15 protein-coding genes are annotated in these 17,516 nt (G+C 60.5%); 8 read left to right on the top strand and 7 right to left on the bottom strand.

Annotated features, from left to right (window positions below):
* The first annotated feature begins 133 nt into the window (after nt 1–133).
* The 3 genes from AC3WP7_RS12290 (at nt 134) to AC3WP7_RS12280 (ending at nt 6,121) form a co-directional block, all read left to right on the top strand.
* Nucleotides 134–3,964: an Mcf1 protease effector domain-containing protein gene (locus tag AC3WP7_RS12290; protein WP_102591987.1), complete on the top strand. Its 3,831-nt coding sequence runs from the start codon at nt 134–136 to the stop codon at nt 3,962–3,964.
* 231 nt (nt 3,965–4,195) lie between these two features.
* A complete protein-coding gene (locus AC3WP7_RS12285) occupies nt 4,196–4,561 on the top strand; it encodes a response regulator (RefSeq protein ID WP_092243648.1) in 366 nt (121 codons plus the stop codon).
* 159 nt (nt 4,562–4,720) lie between these two features.
* On the top strand, nt 4,721–6,121 hold the full coding sequence (locus tag AC3WP7_RS12280; protein ID WP_092243651.1) for a DUF1254 domain-containing protein: 1,401 nt from the start codon (nt 4,721–4,723) through the stop codon (nt 6,119–6,121).
* A gap of 60 nt (nt 6,122–6,181) precedes the next feature.
* Here AC3WP7_RS12280 and AC3WP7_RS12275 read toward each other — a convergent pair whose 3' ends face one another.
* The gene (locus tag AC3WP7_RS12275) at nt 6,182–6,850 is read right to left on the bottom strand and encodes a DUF3313 domain-containing protein (protein WP_071488282.1); all 669 of its coding nucleotides are present in this window, start codon (nt 6,848–6,850) and stop codon (nt 6,182–6,184) included.
* Between the two features lie 90 nt (nt 6,851–6,940).
* On the bottom strand, nt 6,941–7,435 hold the full coding sequence (locus tag AC3WP7_RS12270) for a hypothetical protein (RefSeq protein WP_071488281.1): 495 nt from the start codon (nt 7,433–7,435) through the stop codon (nt 6,941–6,943).
* Nucleotides 7,436–7,601: 166 nt separating this feature from the next.
* Between AC3WP7_RS12270 and ccoN the strand changes: the two genes are divergently transcribed.
* From ccoN to AC3WP7_RS12255, 3 genes are all read left to right on the top strand, one after another.
* Nucleotides 7,602–9,029, top strand: coding sequence for a cytochrome-c oxidase, cbb3-type subunit I (ccoN, locus tag AC3WP7_RS12265; protein WP_102591986.1), 1,428 nt, complete (start codon nt 7,602–7,604; stop codon nt 9,027–9,029).
* A 1-nt stretch (nt 9,030) separates the two neighbouring features.
* Nucleotides 9,031–9,240 (top strand): cbb3-type cytochrome c oxidase subunit 3, encoded by a 210-nt coding sequence (locus tag AC3WP7_RS12260; protein ID WP_092243660.1) that lies wholly within the window; start codon nt 9,031–9,033, stop codon nt 9,238–9,240.
* Between the two features lie 90 nt (nt 9,241–9,330).
* Nucleotides 9,331–10,023: an aspartate/glutamate racemase family protein gene (locus tag AC3WP7_RS12255; RefSeq protein WP_092243663.1), complete on the top strand. Its 693-nt coding sequence runs from the start codon at nt 9,331–9,333 to the stop codon at nt 10,021–10,023.
* Here the strand turns inward: AC3WP7_RS12255 and AC3WP7_RS12250 are convergent.
* The 4 genes from AC3WP7_RS12250 to AC3WP7_RS12235 all read right to left on the bottom strand — a co-directional run bounded on the left by AC3WP7_RS12250 (nt 10,020) and on the right by AC3WP7_RS12235 (nt 14,049).
* Nucleotides 10,020–10,532, bottom strand: coding sequence for a GNAT family N-acetyltransferase (locus AC3WP7_RS12250; RefSeq protein WP_092243666.1), 513 nt, complete (start codon nt 10,530–10,532; stop codon nt 10,020–10,022). The two genes, AC3WP7_RS12255 and AC3WP7_RS12250, sit on opposite strands and share 4 nt — an antisense overlap.
* A gap of 61 nt (nt 10,533–10,593) precedes the next feature.
* Complete coding sequence (locus AC3WP7_RS12245; RefSeq protein ID WP_093513255.1) at nt 10,594–11,658, bottom strand: DUF1176 domain-containing protein; 1,065 nt, start codon at nt 11,656–11,658, stop codon at nt 10,594–10,596.
* A gap of 53 nt (nt 11,659–11,711) precedes the next feature.
* Nucleotides 11,712–12,851, bottom strand: coding sequence for a glycerate kinase (locus AC3WP7_RS12240; protein ID WP_102591985.1), 1,140 nt, complete (start codon nt 12,849–12,851; stop codon nt 11,712–11,714).
* A 91-nt stretch (nt 12,852–12,942) separates the two neighbouring features.
* Nucleotides 12,943–14,049 (bottom strand): sugar diacid recognition domain-containing protein, encoded by a 1,107-nt coding sequence (locus AC3WP7_RS12235; protein WP_102591984.1) that lies wholly within the window; start codon nt 14,047–14,049, stop codon nt 12,943–12,945.
* A gap of 160 nt (nt 14,050–14,209) precedes the next feature.
* Between AC3WP7_RS12235 and AC3WP7_RS12230 the strand changes: the two genes are divergently transcribed.
* Nucleotides 14,210–15,520 (top strand): MFS transporter, encoded by a 1,311-nt coding sequence (locus AC3WP7_RS12230; protein WP_092243682.1) that lies wholly within the window; start codon nt 14,210–14,212, stop codon nt 15,518–15,520.
* A 285-nt stretch (nt 15,521–15,805) separates the two neighbouring features.
* Here AC3WP7_RS12230 and AC3WP7_RS12225 read toward each other — a convergent pair whose 3' ends face one another.
* Nucleotides 15,806–16,510, bottom strand: coding sequence for an SDR family oxidoreductase (locus AC3WP7_RS12225; RefSeq protein ID WP_093513257.1), 705 nt, complete (start codon nt 16,508–16,510; stop codon nt 15,806–15,808).
* 100 nt (nt 16,511–16,610) lie between these two features.
* Between AC3WP7_RS12225 and AC3WP7_RS12220 the strand changes: the two genes are divergently transcribed.
* Nucleotides 16,611–17,513: a LysR family transcriptional regulator gene (locus AC3WP7_RS12220; protein WP_092243692.1), complete on the top strand. Its 903-nt coding sequence runs from the start codon at nt 16,611–16,613 to the stop codon at nt 17,511–17,513.
* The last annotated feature ends 3 nt before the right edge of the window (nt 17,514–17,516 follow it).

Below are 17,516 nucleotides of genomic sequence, written 5' to 3'. Positions count from 1 at the left end.
TCGCTTTTACCGAGCGAACGAGCGGACGCAGGAACGCAGGTGGCAGAGGCCGGCACTCAGTAAAGCGCCGTGGCGATACGGAACGTCCACAGGCAAAGACTGAATCAAGTCCATCTCTAAAGGGTACCCAGCCATGACCAGTCTCTACGCGGTGTCTTTCTCAGCCCCCAACCCATCCATGCGTGCGTTCAGTCAAACCCATCAGCTGTCCCAACCCACTTCGCCTGGGAGCATTGCGCAACAACAGGCAAACCCGGCGCCACAACCGACTTCTCTCACAACAGCCAACCTCTCCAGCAAAACCCTGATTGGCAATGCGCGTAACCTGCATACCCTGTCGCAAGCGCTGCACAAAATTGCCAAGACACTGGGGCACAATGCTTCTCCCCCGGCCGTCTCGAACGCACTCAAAACCACCGCGATGGAAATCCACCCGCATTCATCCTTTCCAACGCAGCCCGACACACTCGTCACATTGGAGAGTTTCATCCGCGGCATTGGTCTTGGCCTGCCCACCAATCATTTTTCCTTGACCGCGCTGGCGGATGCCGTCAGCGAGAGAGCGCTGGCGAACCCGTTTGGCGATTTCGGGGGGGCTCTGTCCTGGCCCGCACCTTTGAGTCCGGACGATCAACAAACGTTGCACACAGCGGCCCTCCAATACATCAAGGATCACACCAACTCATCCGAGACGGGCAATGGACAGGGTATCCTTGAACTCCTCAATGACAATAAACCCCTATCTGGTGACGCCAAGACAGACCCCGTCAAAGCGTTTGAATCCATGGTGAACGGTCCCACAGGCCAGGCACTGGGTCGGGCGATGCGAGCAGTTATAAAGGGATTCGACACAGACATCAGCATCCATGACTATCTCCTGGTATTGATCAACCGGATCCTGAACCCCGAAGCGCTTACAAACCCGCAGCGAAACAAAGTAGCCGGGTTCGACCTGGCGCAGTCGGCCCATTGGGGCTTGCACCCGTCAGCCGTGGTCGAGGCGCTGGTCAAACACCTGATTGAGCGCGGCCTGGCTGGCCCGGAGATGGCCAAGGTTGCCGCCATGATATTGCTCGCGCAGGCAGCGCCCGCATTCCTGGTCAAAGGCATTCCCGACAACGTCACTTATGGCAGCCCGGCCTGGACCCGATTGGAGATCGCGGTGGCGACCCAGGAAGCTGAGTCACCCGGGTCGGCGATGACCATGGGCTTCGACGAAATCATGATCAAGGCCGAAAAGGCCGCCCAGGCCGATCCGGCGGTGACCGAGCTCGCCCAGCAAACCGCACTGGTCGATTGGGGGGTCGTCAACGGCCTGATCAAGAGAAAAGATGACAAACAGTACACGAATCAAGAACTGGATCAGTTAAGAACCCAATACAACCGCGAGTTTGCCGAGCAGATTGACGCACAAGCGTTAGCCAATGCTGAAATACCCAACCGTAAGGACATCGCCCTTGCCAAACTGAAAGAACGTTTTGGTGAAGGTATTCCGTTTGAACAACCCCTGTTGAAACTCCAGACATCCGGCCATCAATCCACGGCGATGCCGCTTTATGACCCGAACTTGCGGCCTGAAGGGTATTTCTCGATGCTGGACATTGCGATGATGGAAAACCGTCATTACACCTGGACGACCGAGGACCCTCGTATCCCCCTCGCCGAAATCAATGATAATCCTGTGCTCGGCGTGAATGCAGCTTTCAAGCAACACTTCGACGAGGCCATTGCTTCGCGAAAGAAAGGTTTGAGTGCGACCGTCAGGCACCTCATTTCCAAACTTCCCCTGGATCAACGCAAAGACCTGGAATATGGAAAGCTGCGCTTCTTTCATGAGTCCGAGTACAGAATCAATCTCACGGATAAAACACTTCTCCACAAATACTCCACCTTTTCGATAAAAACCGAACGCGACGGCGTGTCGTCTGTTTATGAAGTTGACATCCAGAAAGGCACGATCACCAAGCTGGGGAGCGGCAACCATTACGATGAAACACGCTATGGTCCAGGCTCACGGCAAATTCACCGAACCGAGTTCCGGCCGACCCGCTATAGCCAGGAAAATCAAAAGGAAAACACCGGCGACACGTCAGTCACGCCGAAAAGCTTCAGCAGTGACCGGAGCACCTACATTGCCGATGCGTTCGTCGAGCACCTGGATATCGACAATGCCGATGTTGTAAAAGCGGCCAAAGGTTCTACGCAGTTGGACAAACAGTTTGAAGCACAGGATCGCGCGGCCAACTTCTTCCTGGACCTGATCCCGCTGAGATCGGCCATCGTCAACTTCATAAACGGCAACTATGTGGCGGGCGCTCTTGATCTGACGATGGATGTCATGGGGTTCCTGACCGCTGGCGCAGCGACCGCTGCCAAGCTGGTCAAGGTAGGGGCTATCACCGCCTCTGCGGCTACAAAGCTGGCCAAGGGTGCGCGCGTGATTGGAGCGGCGACCGTCAGTGCGTTCAATCCGCTGGGGGGCGCAGACGACTTGGTATTTGGCGGTGTAAGACTATTGGGCAAAAGCCCTCGGGCACTGGCTAAAGGCATACAAATACTGCGAGGTACATCAGACAGTTACGGGTTGCTGAAAAGCCTCAGCAACCAGTACGACGTAGCCGCGATAGGCAGCTACAAGGTCGGCGAGACAAAGATGCATACGGCTGCCGTGTTCAACGATGGGCAATGGTACCGCTACGACCCGGTCAAGGCTCAACCCTACGGGGCACCTCTGGAAAACTTCACGCCCTCTGTCGCAGCCTCCGGGGGTGAAATCAAAGGGTTGACGGAGTCGGCGACGACCGAGTGGTTCGCCAGTTGGTGGGGCTCCCCGCCTCCTGCCGCCCAGCCCGACCCCAATTACGCCGAGAAATTCACGAACTTGAAGGCGGACGCGTTGAAAACGGATCCCGACGGCTTCCACCTTGGTCTCAACAGCCGGACACCGCCGTCGATTGAGGGTTACTCAACCTCCCTGAACGTTGAGCAGCTCAAGCGACTTGCACTGCAAGCCAATCCGAGCGCGCAAGAGTTGGGACGCCTGAAGCGCCGCATAGATGATCTGGAAGAACTGCCGAACACGTTCTACACCAAAATGGAAAGCCTCAAGGCGTTCGAGGCGGACAGTTTCAAGCAGGGTTACAAGGCGGGAACGCCCGATTCGATAAAGGGGTACAGGCCTGGCCTGAGAATCCCACAACTTCAGGAACTGGCCTTGCAACCCGGGTTGACGACTCAAGAAATGGGGTGTCTGTACCGACAGGTTGAAAAGCGCGCGATCGAGTTGAATCTTTCCCTTGCCAAACACTTCAGTGAAAACATCAAGACGGCAGGCGGAACCTTCATTCCAATGCCACAGGGCTTTTACCTCAGCCAAGTCAGTCCTATCTCGGGGGGGCAATGTGCCGTGTTTGCGAACTCGATGGCCTATGCCATTCAGGAAGGCAAGCAAGCCACCCTGCTGGAGAATTTATTCACGGTAATGGCTAATCCCGAGCATCCGGCCACACTGGTGTTTCAACAAAACATGCAACGCTTCCAGGCCAAGCTCAGGCATGACTTTCATGTGGGCCAATATAAGCAGCAGCAGACGGCTGCAGAAATCATCGAGCAACTGGCGAATGCCAGTACGTCGACCAGCCTGATGATAGGTAATACAACACACGGAATTACCGCCGGGGTTGTCATCAATGGCGGCAAAAAAGAATGGTTCTACTTCGACCCCAACTTCGGGTTGGCCACATTCAACTCCGAGGCCTCCATGCGCGCTGGAATAGAAAGCGCGATGATCTCGGGGTCAACGAGCCACTGGTTTCCACCCAATCCGGGCTCCTTGACCTATTCTGTTTCGCAATTCAGTGAGTTGCACTTGATGAACACCGTCGAGAGCATCAACGGCGTGCATGATATGGTATCCAATAAGATCTCAATCGCCTCCTCCAGATCGGTATCAAATGCCGGCTGAGGTGCGAGGTGAAGAACCGGCATCCTGCGCTTCCCGCAGATGCCGGGGACTCTCATTAGTATTGCGCTGCGCCCCTGTAGAATATCGGTCGCAGACTCATGCGGGACATTCTTTTCCAACACCGGCACAATACCGGCTTCGGTGAGGGAACTTGCCGAGATCGCCGCGACTCATTAGAGGATGGTCTTTGCACCGCTCACGGCCAATCCTTTTCACTCTCGGGAATTTTTTATGTCCGTCACCGCCTCCACCATCCTTGTCGTCGAAGACGATGCCATCGTGCGCATGCTCATCGTCGATGTCCTGGAGGAGTTGGAATTCAACGTACTGGAGGCCGGCGATGCTGAAGAAGCGCTGACCCTGGTGCGAAACACCGACCAGGTGATCGACCTGATGATGACCGACGTCGGTTTGCCGGACATGGATGGCAAGCAACTTGCCACCAAGGTGCGCGAACTGCGTGCGGACCTGCCGATCCTGTTCGCCAGCGGCTATGCGGAAAACATCGAGGTGCCGACTGGCATGCACGTGATCGCCAAGCCGTTCTCGATCGATCAATTACGCGACAAAGTCAAATCGATGCTGCCCGCACGTTAATTCCAGCCTGTACTCCTCGATGCCGCCTGCATGGGCGGCATCTTCGCGTCAGGTGCTCAGAGATTAACGTGACGTTCGGTGAATAAAATCGGAAACTCGGCGCATTCGCGCGCCATTCAGCGCGACCCTGCAACCTGCACTCAGGAAGGACGCAACAACATGATTGGAAAACCGACGCGCCTGCTGTTGGCGAGCCTCTCGATACTCATGAGTACCGGCGCCTGGGCCGACTTCACGGCAACCCCGGCCGAAGCCCGGGCCATTGCCAAGGAAGCCTATCTGTATGGGTTTCCGGTGGTGGACATGTACAAGACGCTCTATACCCAGGCCGTTGACAAGGGCGGTGCCAACTTCAAGGCGCCGTTCAACCAGATCGGCAATACCGCGCAGGTGTTCACGCCCAAGGACACGGCCTTCGTCACGCCCAACGCCGACACGCCCTACTCGTTCGTCTGGATGGACCTGCGCCGCGAACCACTGGTGCTGACCCTGCCCAAGATCGAAGACGATCGCTACTACTCGGTGCAGTTGATCGATCTTTATACGCAGAACTTCGCTTACCTGGGCACCCGCAGTACCGGTAACAACGGCGGCCACTACATGATCGCCGGCCCCGACTGGAAGGGTCAGCAGCCGGTGAATGTCGACCGCGTGATCTACAGCGAAAGCAATATCGCCTACGCCCTGTACCGGACGCAGTTGTTTGATGAAAAAGACCTGGGCAAGGTCAAGCAGATCCAGGCCGGCTACAAAGTGCAGCCACTGAGCAGCTACGTGAAACAACCCGCGCCAGCCAAGGCGCCCAAGGTCGAATGGCCAAAGCCCACGGCGACCATGACCGAAGGCCCGCAACTGTTTCGCTACCTGAACTTCATGCTGGCCTTCGCAGCCCCGCAGGACAGCGAAAAAGACCTGCTGGCCCGGTTTGCCAAGATCGGAATTGCCCCGGGCGCGCCGTTCAAGGTCAAGGAGTTGACCGTCGAACAGCGCAAGGCTCTGGATGAAGGCATTGCCGACGCCCATGCCGAATTTGCCGCGTTCAAGAAAGACAAAGTGGACACTCACCAGGTCACCAGCGGTGATCTGTTCGGCAGCCGCGACCACCTGAACAACAATTACCTGTACCGCTATGCTGGCGCCAACCTGGGCATTTTCGGCAACTCCGCCGACGAAGCCGTCTACATGAGCTACTTCGTCGACAGCGAAGGCAAGCCTGCCAACGGCGCACGACACAGCTACACCGTGCACTTTGCCAAGGACCAACTGCCGCCGGCCGATGCGTTCTGGTCGCTGACCATGTACGACGCCAAGACCAAGCTTTTGGTGCCCAACCACAAGAAGCGCTACCTGATCAATTCGCGAATGCTGCCCACCCTCAAGCGTGACGCCGATGGCGGCCTGACACTGGCCCTGCAGCACCACGAGCCGCCGAAAGCCGAGCAAAGCAACTGGTTGCCGGCACCACCCGGTCCGTTCTATGCGGTATTGCGCATTTACCTGCCCAAGCCTGAGGTGGGTAACGGCCAATGGAAGCTGCCGCCGTTGACGCCGCTCAAGTAACGTCACGCGCCCGGTCGCAACAAGGGTGAGGGCACCGCAGCCCTCACCTTCTCGCACGTTCTAGCGGGTAAGTTTCACGTACGACTGATGCAGGTCCGACGCCCAGCCGTCAATCACGCTTTTCACGTCATCGGCCTTCATCACCTGCGAATCGTTGGACAGCGGCTTGCCAGTGCCTTTGCGCACCACCTGGGCGAGCACCTTGCCATTGGCACCATCGAGGAACTGCGCCTCGGTGCCCAGGGTGGTTTCCTGATCACGGATCCCGGTGCCGGTGCTTACCGCCGCCACGACGAAGGCCACCGGAATGTACTCATAGGGTTTGAGGCCTTCGGTCTTGCTGCTCACGGCGGTGATTGCTGCGCGCACCACGATCACGCCTGGACCTGGCGCATTGGCCAGGGGCAGGGATTTTTCCAGCTCACGCTTGAGTGCCTGGTTGTAGTAGGTATTGATGCCGTTGAGGGTGGTTAGCGGAATTTTCGCGGTGGCCTGGGGCTTAGGGTAGAACTGGGTCGGTTCGACGTACACCGCGTGATAGCGGCTCAGATCCAGCTCGGGATCGACCCAGCGCATCACCTCGGCCCCCGATGGAGACTTGGCTTCCTTGAGCCGGCTGTAGTCCGAGAGAAAGCCGGAATACTCATCCGGCGCGGTGATCTTGCTGGCACACCCCGCCAGCCCGAGCGAAGCGATGCACAACGTGCAGAGCAAATGCCTAAGTGTCATGTCTGAACTCCCTGGCGGTCGACGTTGGAACACTGAGCTGTAGGTATAGCCAATCCTGGCAAAATAACCCTGTTCCCATCATTCGACGTTTCAGCTGCGTTCGCGGGGGATCAGGCTTTGCAACTGCGAGGCCAGGAAGTTGGCGTCGAAACCAAAGGTGTCCGGATCTTTGAGGCCATTGGTTTTCTTCCACAACCAGTCGTTCTTATCCGCGGGCAACACCAGCGACACACTGCCGTGGCGTGCCGCGGTCAGGCCCATGACCGACACGGAGATCAAGCCGCCCGCGCCCATTACATCCGGCACGAACTCCACCGGTTTGCCGGTGATCTGCACGGTCAGTTTCTCGGTCTTGAATGTCGAGGTCTCCATTGGCACGCTCGGGCCGCTGGCTACGTAAGCTTCACGGTGGACTTCAAGCAACCCCACCGTCTTCACCGGCTCAAGCCACTGCTCGATCTGCCCGAACAGCTCATCGAGCTTCTGCGCCCAACGGGCCGACTGCACGTCGAACTGTTGCTTCTTGTGCGCTTCGCTGTCGGCGTAATGACGAAGCATCTCGCCCAGTTGCTGTACATCATCCATTGCGGCGTTCCTTGGGTGAGCCTGGTTGCGAAGCCTGATCATGGCAGATGCAGCCATTCGACGTACGGCTAAAAACTGATCCGCAACAATGAGGTTTTTCTGAGCCTGTTTTGTTTTACCCATGCTTCCTACAGTGCCGCCACTTGGAACCGTGGGAGGACTGAGCATGAACAGCGCAACAATCGGACAGGCCTATAACTATAAAGTCGTCCGTCAATTCGTTATCGCCACTATCGCCTGGGGCGTGGTGGGCATGGCCATGGGCGTGTGGATCGCCTCGCAACTGGTCTGGCCGCAGATGAACCTGGATTTGCCATGGACCACCTTTGGCCGCCTACGCCCCCTGCACACCAGCCTGGTGATTTTCGGTTTTGCCGGCAGCGCGCAGTTCGCCGCCAGCTATTACGCGGTACAGCGTACCTGCCAGGTACGGCTGTTTTCCGACCGCCTGGCGGCGTTTACCTTTTGGGGTTGGCAGTCGGTGATCGTGATCATGCTGGTCAGCCTGCCGCTGGGTTACACCACCACCAAGGAATACGCCGAGATCGAATTCTCCGGCGCGGTGTGGATGGCGGTGGTCTGGGTGGCGTATGCCATAGTGTTTTTCACCACTGTGGTGCGACGCCAAACCCGGCACATCTACGTGGGCAACTGGTTCTTCGGCGCGTTCATACTGGTGATCGCCATGCTGCATGTGGTCAACCACCTGGCGATCCCGGTGGATTGGTTCAAGTCCTATCCGGTGTATTCCGGGGCGACCGATGCCATGGTGCAATGGTGGTACGGGCATAACGCCGTAGGGTTTTTCCTGACCACAGGTTTCCTGGGGATGATGTATTACTTCGTGCCGAAACAAGTCGGGCGCCCGGTGTACTCTTATCGCTTGTCCATCGTGCACTTCTGGGCGTTGATCACCCTGTATATCTGGGCCGGTCCGCACCATTTGCACTACACCGCCCTGCCCGACTGGGCGCAGTCGCTGGGCATGGCCATGTCGCTGATCCTGCTGGCGCCTAGCTGGGGCGGCATGATCAACGGCATGATGACCTTGTCCGGCGCCTGGCATCAGTTGCGCACCGACCCGATCCTGCGCTTTCTGGTGCTGTCCCTGGCGTTCTACGGCATGTCGACATTCGAAGGCCCGATGATGGCGATCAAGACCGTCAACGCCCTCTCCCACTACACCGACTGGACCATCGGCCACGTACACGCCGGGGCCCTGGGCTGGGTGGCGATGATCACCTTCGGCTCGCTGTACCACATGATCCCCAAAGTGTTCGGCCGCGAGCAGATGCACAGCGTGGGGTTGATCAACCTGCACTTCTGGCTGGCCACCATCGGCACCGTGCTCTACATCGCGTCGATGTGGGTCAACGGCATCACCCAGGGCTTGATGTGGCGTGCGGTCAACGATGACGGCACCCTCACCTATTCATTTGTCGAGGCCTTGCAGGCCAGCCACCCGGGGTTTGTGGTGCGTTTTGTCGGTGGTGTGTTCTTTCTCACCGGCATGCTGCTGATGACCTACAACACCTGGCGCACCGTGCGTGTCGCGAATCTGCAAATGGCGCAGCTTGATGCGCGGATCGCCTGAAATGTGGGGCCTGTTGATGGTGGTATGCCTGTATGGCGCGGTGGAGTATTGCTTGCGCGGTCAATCGGACAAGAGCCTGGACGACGCCAGCCTGATGCCCTTTGCCGATGACCCGCAAGTGGCGCGGCGTGTGGAGTTGGCGACCGGCAAGCGGGTGCACGCAGTGGCACTGGATGAGGCCAGGCCCGGCTGGACCAGCCTGGACATGTGAAACTGCACCGGTCATTTCGCGGGCAACTGCGTATGACTAATCAATGGCCGATGGGTAAGGTGAAGCGACTTTCCTTGCCAGGAGCATCGCATGCGCACCATCGGCCTTATCGGCGGCATGAGCTGGGAGTCCAGCGCCGAGTACTACCGCATCATCAACCAACGCGTGCGCGACCAGCTCGGCCCGCTGCGCTCGGCACAACTGTTGATGTACAGCGTGGACTTCGGCCCGGTGGAGCAGGCGCAACATGCCGGGCGCTGGGATGACACCGCGCTGATCCTCGAAGACGCCGCGCGCCGTCTGCAAGCCGGCGGCGCCGACTGTGTGGTGCTGTGTACCAACACCATGCATTTGGTGGCGCCACGTATCGAGGCGGCAGTGTCGATCCCCTTCCTGCACATCGCCGATGCGGCGGGTGCGGCTGCCGTTGAGGCCGGCACACTGACGGTCGGCCTGCTCGGTACGGCGTTTACCATGGAACAGGATTTCCTCAAGTCGCGCCTGGCCGCCCAGGGGCTGACCGTGCTGGTGCCGGAGGCCGACGAGCGTCAGGCCGTGCACCGGATCATCTATGAAGAATTATGCGTCGGCGTGATCAGCGAGGCGTCACGCAAAGTCTACCAAGGTGTCATCGAGTCGCTGGCTGCACGTGGCGCCCAGGCGATCATCCTCGGTTGCACGGAAATCGGTTTGCTGATCAAGCCTGAACACAGCGACCTGCCATTACTGGACACCACCGAGCTGCATGCGCAGGCTGCGGTGGCGTTTGCTTTGCAGGATTAAACCGACTGGCGCAGGCGCGCCATGCTCACGGTGTCGACAAACTGGCCGTCACGCAGGGCGTAATCACGCAATACGCCTTCGACAGCAAAGCCGAACTTGCGGTACAGCCGCTGCGCCGCTTCGTTGTCGGCGTACACCGTGAGTTCCACGCGGTGCAGGTTCATCCAGTTGTCGGCCACGTCCAGCGCGGCCGTCAGCAGCCGCGAACCGACGCCCTTGCCCTGCCACGCCGTTGCCACGCCCATGCCGAACGAACCGACATGGGCCTGGCGCACGCGCAGGTACTGTTCCAGGCCCAGCTGGCCGACCACCTCACCGCCATGCAACGCCACCAGTTGCAGCCGCCGCTCGTTGTCCATCACCAGGCGTTTGCGCCACATCTCGACTGACTGGAAAGGCATTTGCAGCACCTGACGGCACACGGCCGGTTCGTTGTAGAGCGCAGCGACGCCTTCAAGGTGGGCCTCGGTGAAGCGCTGGATCACGATAGGGGGTTCAGGCGTGTGCATGGTGTTTCATCCTTTGAAAGACACGTGGCCGGCCAGTGTAGGGGCGACATTGAGCCGGTGGCTAGGGGGCTGGCACGGTTGACCACAGCGACGGCCAGTCACCGTAACCGACCCCGGTGCAACGCGGCATCCGGTGGAACTCGCTGAGCTGGAAGCGCTTGCCGTCGAACACCCAGGAGGCCCCGCCGCCGCAATCACCGATGCCACGCTGCTTGTAGAAGTAACTCAGTGTGCCGGAAGCCTCGTCATAGCCGACCGAGCCTTGCAGCGCGGCGTCTTCCAGAGGCAGCGGCTGCAGGTCCATCAGCGTCTCGGTGTAGGGCGCCTGCCGCTCACGGCTGCTGACATTGAACTCGCAGTTGTAGGCCGCACAGTCATAACGTGTCACGGTCATTGCCTGGCGTGCCGTCAGGGCACCGGCTTTTGCCTCGGCTTCACCCTCTTCCGGCGTGACGGCCTGCAATGCAGCCGCCACCAACCCGGCCTGCTCCTGCGCGGTCAACGGCGGCGCTGGCGTAAACTTGCGCAATATCGGCGTTGGCGCCCGTGGTGGCACCTCGCTGGGCGCGCCCTTGCCAGGTCGAGCCAGGGCCGTCACGTTGTCCACGCGTCCCTGTACTGCATCCATCAACAGCAGCGAAGCACTCAACCCGCTCAGCGATACGTGCGCGGCGCCCTCGCCTGGCAACTGCAGGCGCTGGCCATTGCGCAGACGCTGCAACCAGCGCCGCGTCCCTGCGCCATCAATCACCCCATACGACTGCACCTCGGGATCACCGCCCTGGTCATCCAGCTCAACGTGCAATTCCCGCGTCAGCTCCAGGCCCAGGGGCTGGCCGTCCAGCGTCAAAGTGGAAAGGTCAACGTCCTGACCTCGATGATCGAAGCGCAAACGCGGATACCCTTGCGGGCCGGCCTGATGCCAGATGTGCAACGTCAACGAGCTGTAGTCCTCTTCATCCACGCCGCTGGGCGCGCTGAGGGCATGACAATTGCGCAGGTTGTCGCAACCGACCACCCACTGCTTGATCTCACGCAGCAGCGGTACGGTTTCGGAGGGTGGTTGGGCGAAGACCGGGGGGGTGGCGCCAGTGAGTAACAGGACCAGGAAGGCGGGGCGCAGCATGGGGACTCTCCGTGTCGAAAAGGCGCGGATTGTCCCATGTTCGGGCCTGTCCGTCAGTGCTTGCCTGCGGTGCGCCACAGCCGCGCAACATCGGCTGCCCGCTCACTGAGCAGGCGCGGCGCCTCAGCGCAGGCCTGTTCCAAAGTCATCGGTCCTGAGGGCAAGGCAAATGCCGCATCCACGCCATGGGCATACATCTGCTCGTAGCCATCGCCCAAGGTGCCGGCGATCACGATAACGGGCACCTTGTGCTGCCGGGCGATGCGCGCCACGCCGAACGGGGTTTTGCCGCGCAGGGTCTGGGCGTCGAAACGGCCTTCGCCGGTGATCACCAGGTCGGCGCCGCGTACGGCGGCGTCCAGGCCGACCAGTTCGGCCACTACCTCTACGCCAGCGCGGAACTGCGCGCCGAGAAAGGCCTTGGCCGCAAAGCCCAAGCCACCTGCGGCGCCGCTGCCGGGTTCATCGCGTACATCCTTGGATAGCACGTTGGCGCAGTGATCGGCGAAGCGGCCAAGGGCGGCGTCGAGTTGTTGGACTTGCTCGGGATTCGCGCCTTTTTGCGGGCCGAAAATCGCCGAGGCGCCGTGGGGGCCGCACAGCGGATTGTTCACGTCCGCGGCGATTTCAAAGCGTACCTGCGCCAGGCGTGGGTCGAGGTGTTCCAGGCTGATCCGCGCCAGGCGCGCCAGGGCCAGGCCACCGGGTGGCAGCGGTTGGTCGTCGGCGTCGAACAGCTGCACACCGAGCGCCTGCATCGCGCCGGCACCGCCATCGTTGGTGGCACTGCCGCCAATCGCCAGGATGATGCGCTCAGCGCCGGCATCCAGTGCCGCACGGATCAGTTCGCCAGTGCCATGGGTGGTGGTGGTGCATGCGTCGCGCTGGCCCGGCGGTACCAACTGCAGGCCGCTGGCCTCGGCCATTTCGATGATCGCGGTGTGGCTGTCGGCCAACCAGCCCCAGTGTGCTTCAACTGCGCTGTCAAGCGGGCCACGCACGACGTGGTGGCGCAATTGGCCGTTGCACGCCGCGAGCACCGCATCCACTGTGCCTTCACCACCGTCCGCCATTGGGCATTGGACCAACTCGGCATCGGGCCACACCTGTGCCAGCCCTTCGGCAATAGCCTGGGCGACGCCTTCGGCACTGAGGCTGTCCTTGAACGAGTCGGGGGCGATGATGATTTTCATGGGCTTTCTCCGGTTTTTATGACGCCCATGCTGCCAGTTGCCACCGCCGCTGACGCCGGTCCGATGCACAAGTGCGGCGGCGCTTTGTTGTTCATTCCGACAAAGTCTGGGGCAGCAGTTGTACGCCCAGGTAAAGGGCGAGCATGCCGTCCAGGGTCAACGGGTCGACGCCACTGAGTTCGGCAATCCGCTCCATGCGATAACGCAGGCTGTTGCGGTGAATACCCAGGGCGTCGGCGCAGGCCTGGCTTTGCCCGTCGTGTTCGCACCAGCTGCGCAGCGTGGCCAGTAGTTGGCCATTGCCGTCCTTGGCCAGCACTTTGCGCAGCGGATTGAGCAGTTCGTCGAGGGCGTCGTCGTTGCGATGGCGCCAGAGCATTACCGGCAGGCGATAGCGGTTGAGCGTCAGCAAGCGTGACTGCGGCAACACATCGCGACCGTAGGCGAGTAAATCACCGACACGCCGATAGCAGCGACGCAGCCCCGCCAGCCCATCCGCTTGCCCGCCCACGGCGACACGCAGGACATGCCAGCCGAGGCCGTCGAGTTTTTCCAGCAGGCGCGGGTTGTCGACCGGCACCGCGGCTGGCCGGCACCACAACAATGAATACTGCGCCGAGCTGACACACCAGCTGTCCGGATAACGCGAGGTCAGCCAGCTACCCAACGCCTCTGCCGATTGCCCCGCGCCGAGTTCAAACAGATAAGGGGTGCGCGCCATCTGCGGCTTGAGCCCCAGTTGCTGGGCTTCGTCCACCAGGCGTGGCGAGTCGCCGGTTTCCGCCAGCAGCAGGGCCAGCAGGTCATCGCAACGCTGGCGCCGCCATTGTTGTTCGGCCTGCTGGTGGCGATGGCTCACCAGCATTTCGGCGGTCATGCGCACCAGTTCGGCGTAGGTACGCAGGCCTTCCGGTTCGCCGGTGATGCCCAGCACGCCGATCAGGCGGCCGTCGTGCAGCAGCGGCAGGTTGATACCCGGCTGCACGCCCTTGAGGTGCTTGGCGGTCTGGCCGTCGATTTCCACCACTCGGCCATTGGCGAGCACCAGTTGCGCGCCCTCATGGCGGGTATTGATACGCTCGGGTTCGCCGCTGCCGAGAATCAGGCCCTGGCTGTCCATGACATTGACGTTGTGAGGCAGGATCGCCATGGTCCGATCGACGATATCCTGCGCCAGGTCATGATCCAGCTCGAACATGCGGCTAAGTTCCTTGAAAGGATGATTGTTCATCGGCACAGCGCAAAGCAGGGTTCGCTGTGCGCAAGCACAAAGACAGCGGCCCGCCAGAGGGCCGAGACTCTTCAGGCGATCAACGTTACCCTCGCATCGCGAAAAATCATAATAAAGAGAGACTCCCATGTCACAGAGCGCCGCAGCCACACTGGCCACCGATGACGATAAAAACGCCATCTACAAGCGCATTACCCTGCGCCTGATCCCCTTCATTTTCATCTGCTATCTGTTCAACTACCTGGACCGGGTAAACGTCGGCTTTGCCAAGCTGCAGATGCTCGACGCGTTGAAATTCAGCGAAACCGTGTACGGCCTCGGGGCCGGGATCTTCTTTATCGGCTACGTGCTGTGCGGGGTGCCGAGCAACCTGGCGTTGACCAGGTTCGGTCCGCGCCGCTGGATTGCGTTGATGATGATCGTCTGGGGCACGCTGTCCACCTGCCTGCTGTTCGTCACCACACCGACGCACTTCTACACCCTGCGCCTGTTCACCGGTGCCGCTGAAGCGGGCTTCTTCCCCGGTGTGGTGCTGTACCTCTCGCAGTGGTTCCCGACGTTCCGCCGTGGGCGGATCATGGCGTTGTTCATGTCGGCCATTCCGGTGTCCGGTTTGCTCGGCAGCCCGTTCTCCGGCTGGATCCTCAACCACTTCGCTGCCGGCCAGGGTGGCCTTGCAGGCTGGCAGTGGATGTTCCTGCTGCAAGGCATCCCGACCGTGATTCTGGGCGCCCTTGCCTACTTCCTGCTCAGCGACAGTTTCGCCAACGCCAAGTGGCTCAAGCCCCACGAACGCGCGGTGCTGGAAGCCGACCAGGCGACTGACCTGGCCAATAAGCCGAAAACCACCACCGATTCGCTGGCCGAAGTGTTCAAGAACCCGGCGATCTGGGCGTTCGGCCTGATCTACTTCTGCATCCAGAGCGGCGTGTACGCCATCAACTTCTGGCTGCCGTCGATCATCAAGAACCTGGGGTTCAGCGATAACCTGGTGATCGGCTGGCTCAGTGCTATCCCCTACCTGCTGGCGGCGGTATTCATGCTGCTGGTGGGCCGTTCCGCCGACTTGCGCAAGGAGCGTCGCTGGCACTTGGTGGTGCCGATGCTGATGGGCGCAATCGGCCTGGTAATCGCGGTGAACTTCGCCACCACGCCGGCGATTGCGATCCTTGGCCTGACCATCGCCACCATGGGCGCCCTCACCGGCCTGCCAATGTTCTGGCCGGTGCCCACCGCCATGCTCAGTGCGGGCGCGGCGGCAGGCGGCCTGGCGTTGATCAATTCCATGGGCCAGATGGCCGGCTTCCTCAGCCCGTATATCGTGGGTTTTGTGAAGGATGCCACCGGGTCCACGGATGTGGCGCTGTACCTGCTGGCGGCGGTGATTGTCGCCGGCAGCGTGTTGGCGTTGCGGATGACGCGTACCCTTAAGGGCTAAGCGGCCTGCGTCAATAAGTGATTTTCGAATCGGGTGCTACGGGTTTCCCCTCCAGCACTCGCTTCTGGTCATCCGTCAGTGGTCTTTGTTCGGTGGGTTGCCGGCCTTGAATCGTGCCGATAATCGACTCGATGAGGGCGTTGGCCCCTGGGAACGGTGTGGGGTGATTCACTGTTGACATGGGCTCTCTCCAGAAAATGAACGTGAAGGGCTGCTCGGCTCGAGCAGCCCTCATGGGCTATGTGGTCTGCCGGACAATTTCGTTCAATCACCTTTCTCAACAAGCTACAGCGTACCGCCGCCGTCGATATCGATCACAGCACCGGTCATAAACCCATTCTCCATCGCCAACACATAGACCTGTGCTACTTCTTCAGCCTGTCCCACTCGCCCTACCGGCACCCCCTCTCCCACCTTGGCGAACATCGCCAGACGTTGTTCTTCAGACAACCCCCCATACGCTGGCGTATCAATCACGCCTGGGCTGATCACATTGACCCGACGCGGGGCCAGTTCTTTGGCCAACTGTTTGCCCAGAGCTTCGGTGGCGGCGTTGATCCCGGTCTTGATGAACTGGCCCGGCGCCAATTTACGTCCCAGTTGCCCAGAGGTCAGGCTGATGCTGCCGTGCTTATCCAGGAATGGCAGCGCCAGTTGGATCGCCCGTAACGAGCCCCAGAGTTTCACGTTGAAGTTGTCCTGAGCCTCGGTCAGATCGGTTTCGATCAAGGTCTTGGCACGCACGGTTGGCCCTGAGGTGTAGACCAGGTGGTCGAACCGCCCCACGCGTTCGAACAATTGTTGCAAAGACCCTGCATCGGTGACGTCCACCGGTTCGCTGCGCAGGCCGTTTACCACGCCGCTGACCAAGCGCCGCCCGGCCAACACCACCTGCGCCCCGCGCGCAGCGGCGGCCTTGGCCACGGCTGCGCCGATTCCGCTGCTGCCGCCAATCACGATGACGGTTTTGCCGTTGAGGGAAGAAGTCATGGGGAAATTCCTGATTGAGAAAGTGAGGGTTCATCTTCCCAGCTTGGCAATCGACGAAAAATCCCGGTAAAACGACAAGATCTTTAAAGGATTTTTACAAATGAGCTCAACCCTCGACCTTGAAGTCTTCGTGCGCACCGCCGACACCGGCAGCCTGTCTGCCGCCGCCCGCGGGCTCGGCTTGACCCCGGCCGCCGCCAGTATCGCCCTCAAGCGCCTGGAAACCCGCCTGGGCATTCGCCTGCTGGCGCGCTCGACCCGCAGCATGCGCTTGACCGAAGAAGGTCGGCGCTACCTGGAGAGCGTGCGCGTCGCACTGGAGGCACTGTCCGAGGGCGAACAGGCGATCAAGCAGCAGGGCCAGAGCCTCAGCGGTTTGCTGCAACTGGCGGCGCCCTCGGACTTCGGGCGCAATGTGCTGCTGGGCTGGCTGGATGCGTTCAAGCTCGAACACCCGAATATCCGCCTGCAATTGCTGCTCAACGACAGCAATGCCGACCTGTTCCGCGACACCGTGGACATTGCCCTGCGCTTTGGTGTCCCCCGGGACTCCAGCCTAGTGGCACTGCCAGTGGTGCCCGACCACCACCGCATCCCCTGCGCCAGCCCGGATTACCTGGCGCGTCACGGCACGCCCCGGACTCCGGCCGACCTGGCACAACACAACACGCTGCGCTACATGCGTCGGGGCCGTGCCAACAATACCTGGTATTTCCGCCAGGGCGCGGTGTTGCAGGAGGTCGAAGTGTCGGGGGACTACTTGAGCGATGACGGCGAAATCGTGCGGCGCTGGGCATTGGCCGGTCACGGCATCGCCTACAAGGCCAACCTGGATATTGCCCAGGACATCAAGGCCGGTCGGCTGGTGCCGTTGCTGCCTGACTGGCAGGGCGAACCGACGCCCTTCAACCTGATGTGCCCGCACCGGCTGCAGGTGTCGGAACGGGTGAAGGTGCTGCACCGTTTCCTGCAGCAGCGTTGTCAGGTGCTGCTGAGTCCATGAAGA

The organism is Pseudomonas sp. FW305-3-2-15-C-LB1 (genome assembly GCF_058787615.1).
Note: the sequence above shows the minus strand (reverse complement) of the source record. Positions and strands in the feature narration are given on the sequence as shown.

Coding starts and splice junctions, on each gene's coding strand:
- AC3WP7_RS12290 (WP_102591987.1), top strand. CDS start 134: ATGACCAGTCTCTACGCGGTGTCTTTCTCAGCCCCCAACCCATCCATG.
- AC3WP7_RS12285 (WP_092243648.1), top strand. CDS start 4,196: ATGTCCGTCACCGCCTCCACCATCCTTGTCGTCGAAGACGATGCCATC.
- AC3WP7_RS12280 (WP_092243651.1), top strand. CDS start 4,721: ATGATTGGAAAACCGACGCGCCTGCTGTTGGCGAGCCTCTCGATACTC.
- AC3WP7_RS12275 (WP_071488282.1), bottom strand. CDS start 6,850: ATGACACTTAGGCATTTGCTCTGCACGTTGTGCATCGCTTCGCTCGGG.
- AC3WP7_RS12270 (WP_071488281.1), bottom strand. CDS start 7,435: ATGGATGATGTACAGCAACTGGGCGAGATGCTTCGTCATTACGCCGAC.
- ccoN (WP_102591986.1), top strand. CDS start 7,602: ATGAACAGCGCAACAATCGGACAGGCCTATAACTATAAAGTCGTCCGT.
- AC3WP7_RS12260 (WP_092243660.1), top strand. CDS start 9,031: ATGTGGGGCCTGTTGATGGTGGTATGCCTGTATGGCGCGGTGGAGTAT.
- AC3WP7_RS12255 (WP_092243663.1), top strand. CDS start 9,331: ATGCGCACCATCGGCCTTATCGGCGGCATGAGCTGGGAGTCCAGCGCC.
- AC3WP7_RS12250 (WP_092243666.1), bottom strand. CDS start 10,532: ATGCACACGCCTGAACCCCCTATCGTGATCCAGCGCTTCACCGAGGCC.
- AC3WP7_RS12245 (WP_093513255.1), bottom strand. CDS start 11,658: ATGCTGCGCCCCGCCTTCCTGGTCCTGTTACTCACTGGCGCCACCCCC.
- AC3WP7_RS12240 (WP_102591985.1), bottom strand. CDS start 12,851: ATGAAAATCATCATCGCCCCCGACTCGTTCAAGGACAGCCTCAGTGCC.
- AC3WP7_RS12235 (WP_102591984.1), bottom strand. CDS start 14,049: ATGTTCGAGCTGGATCATGACCTGGCGCAGGATATCGTCGATCGGACC.
- AC3WP7_RS12230 (WP_092243682.1), top strand. CDS start 14,210: ATGTCACAGAGCGCCGCAGCCACACTGGCCACCGATGACGATAAAAAC.
- AC3WP7_RS12225 (WP_093513257.1), bottom strand. CDS start 16,510: ATGACTTCTTCCCTCAACGGCAAAACCGTCATCGTGATTGGCGGCAGC.
- AC3WP7_RS12220 (WP_092243692.1), top strand. CDS start 16,611: ATGAGCTCAACCCTCGACCTTGAAGTCTTCGTGCGCACCGCCGACACC.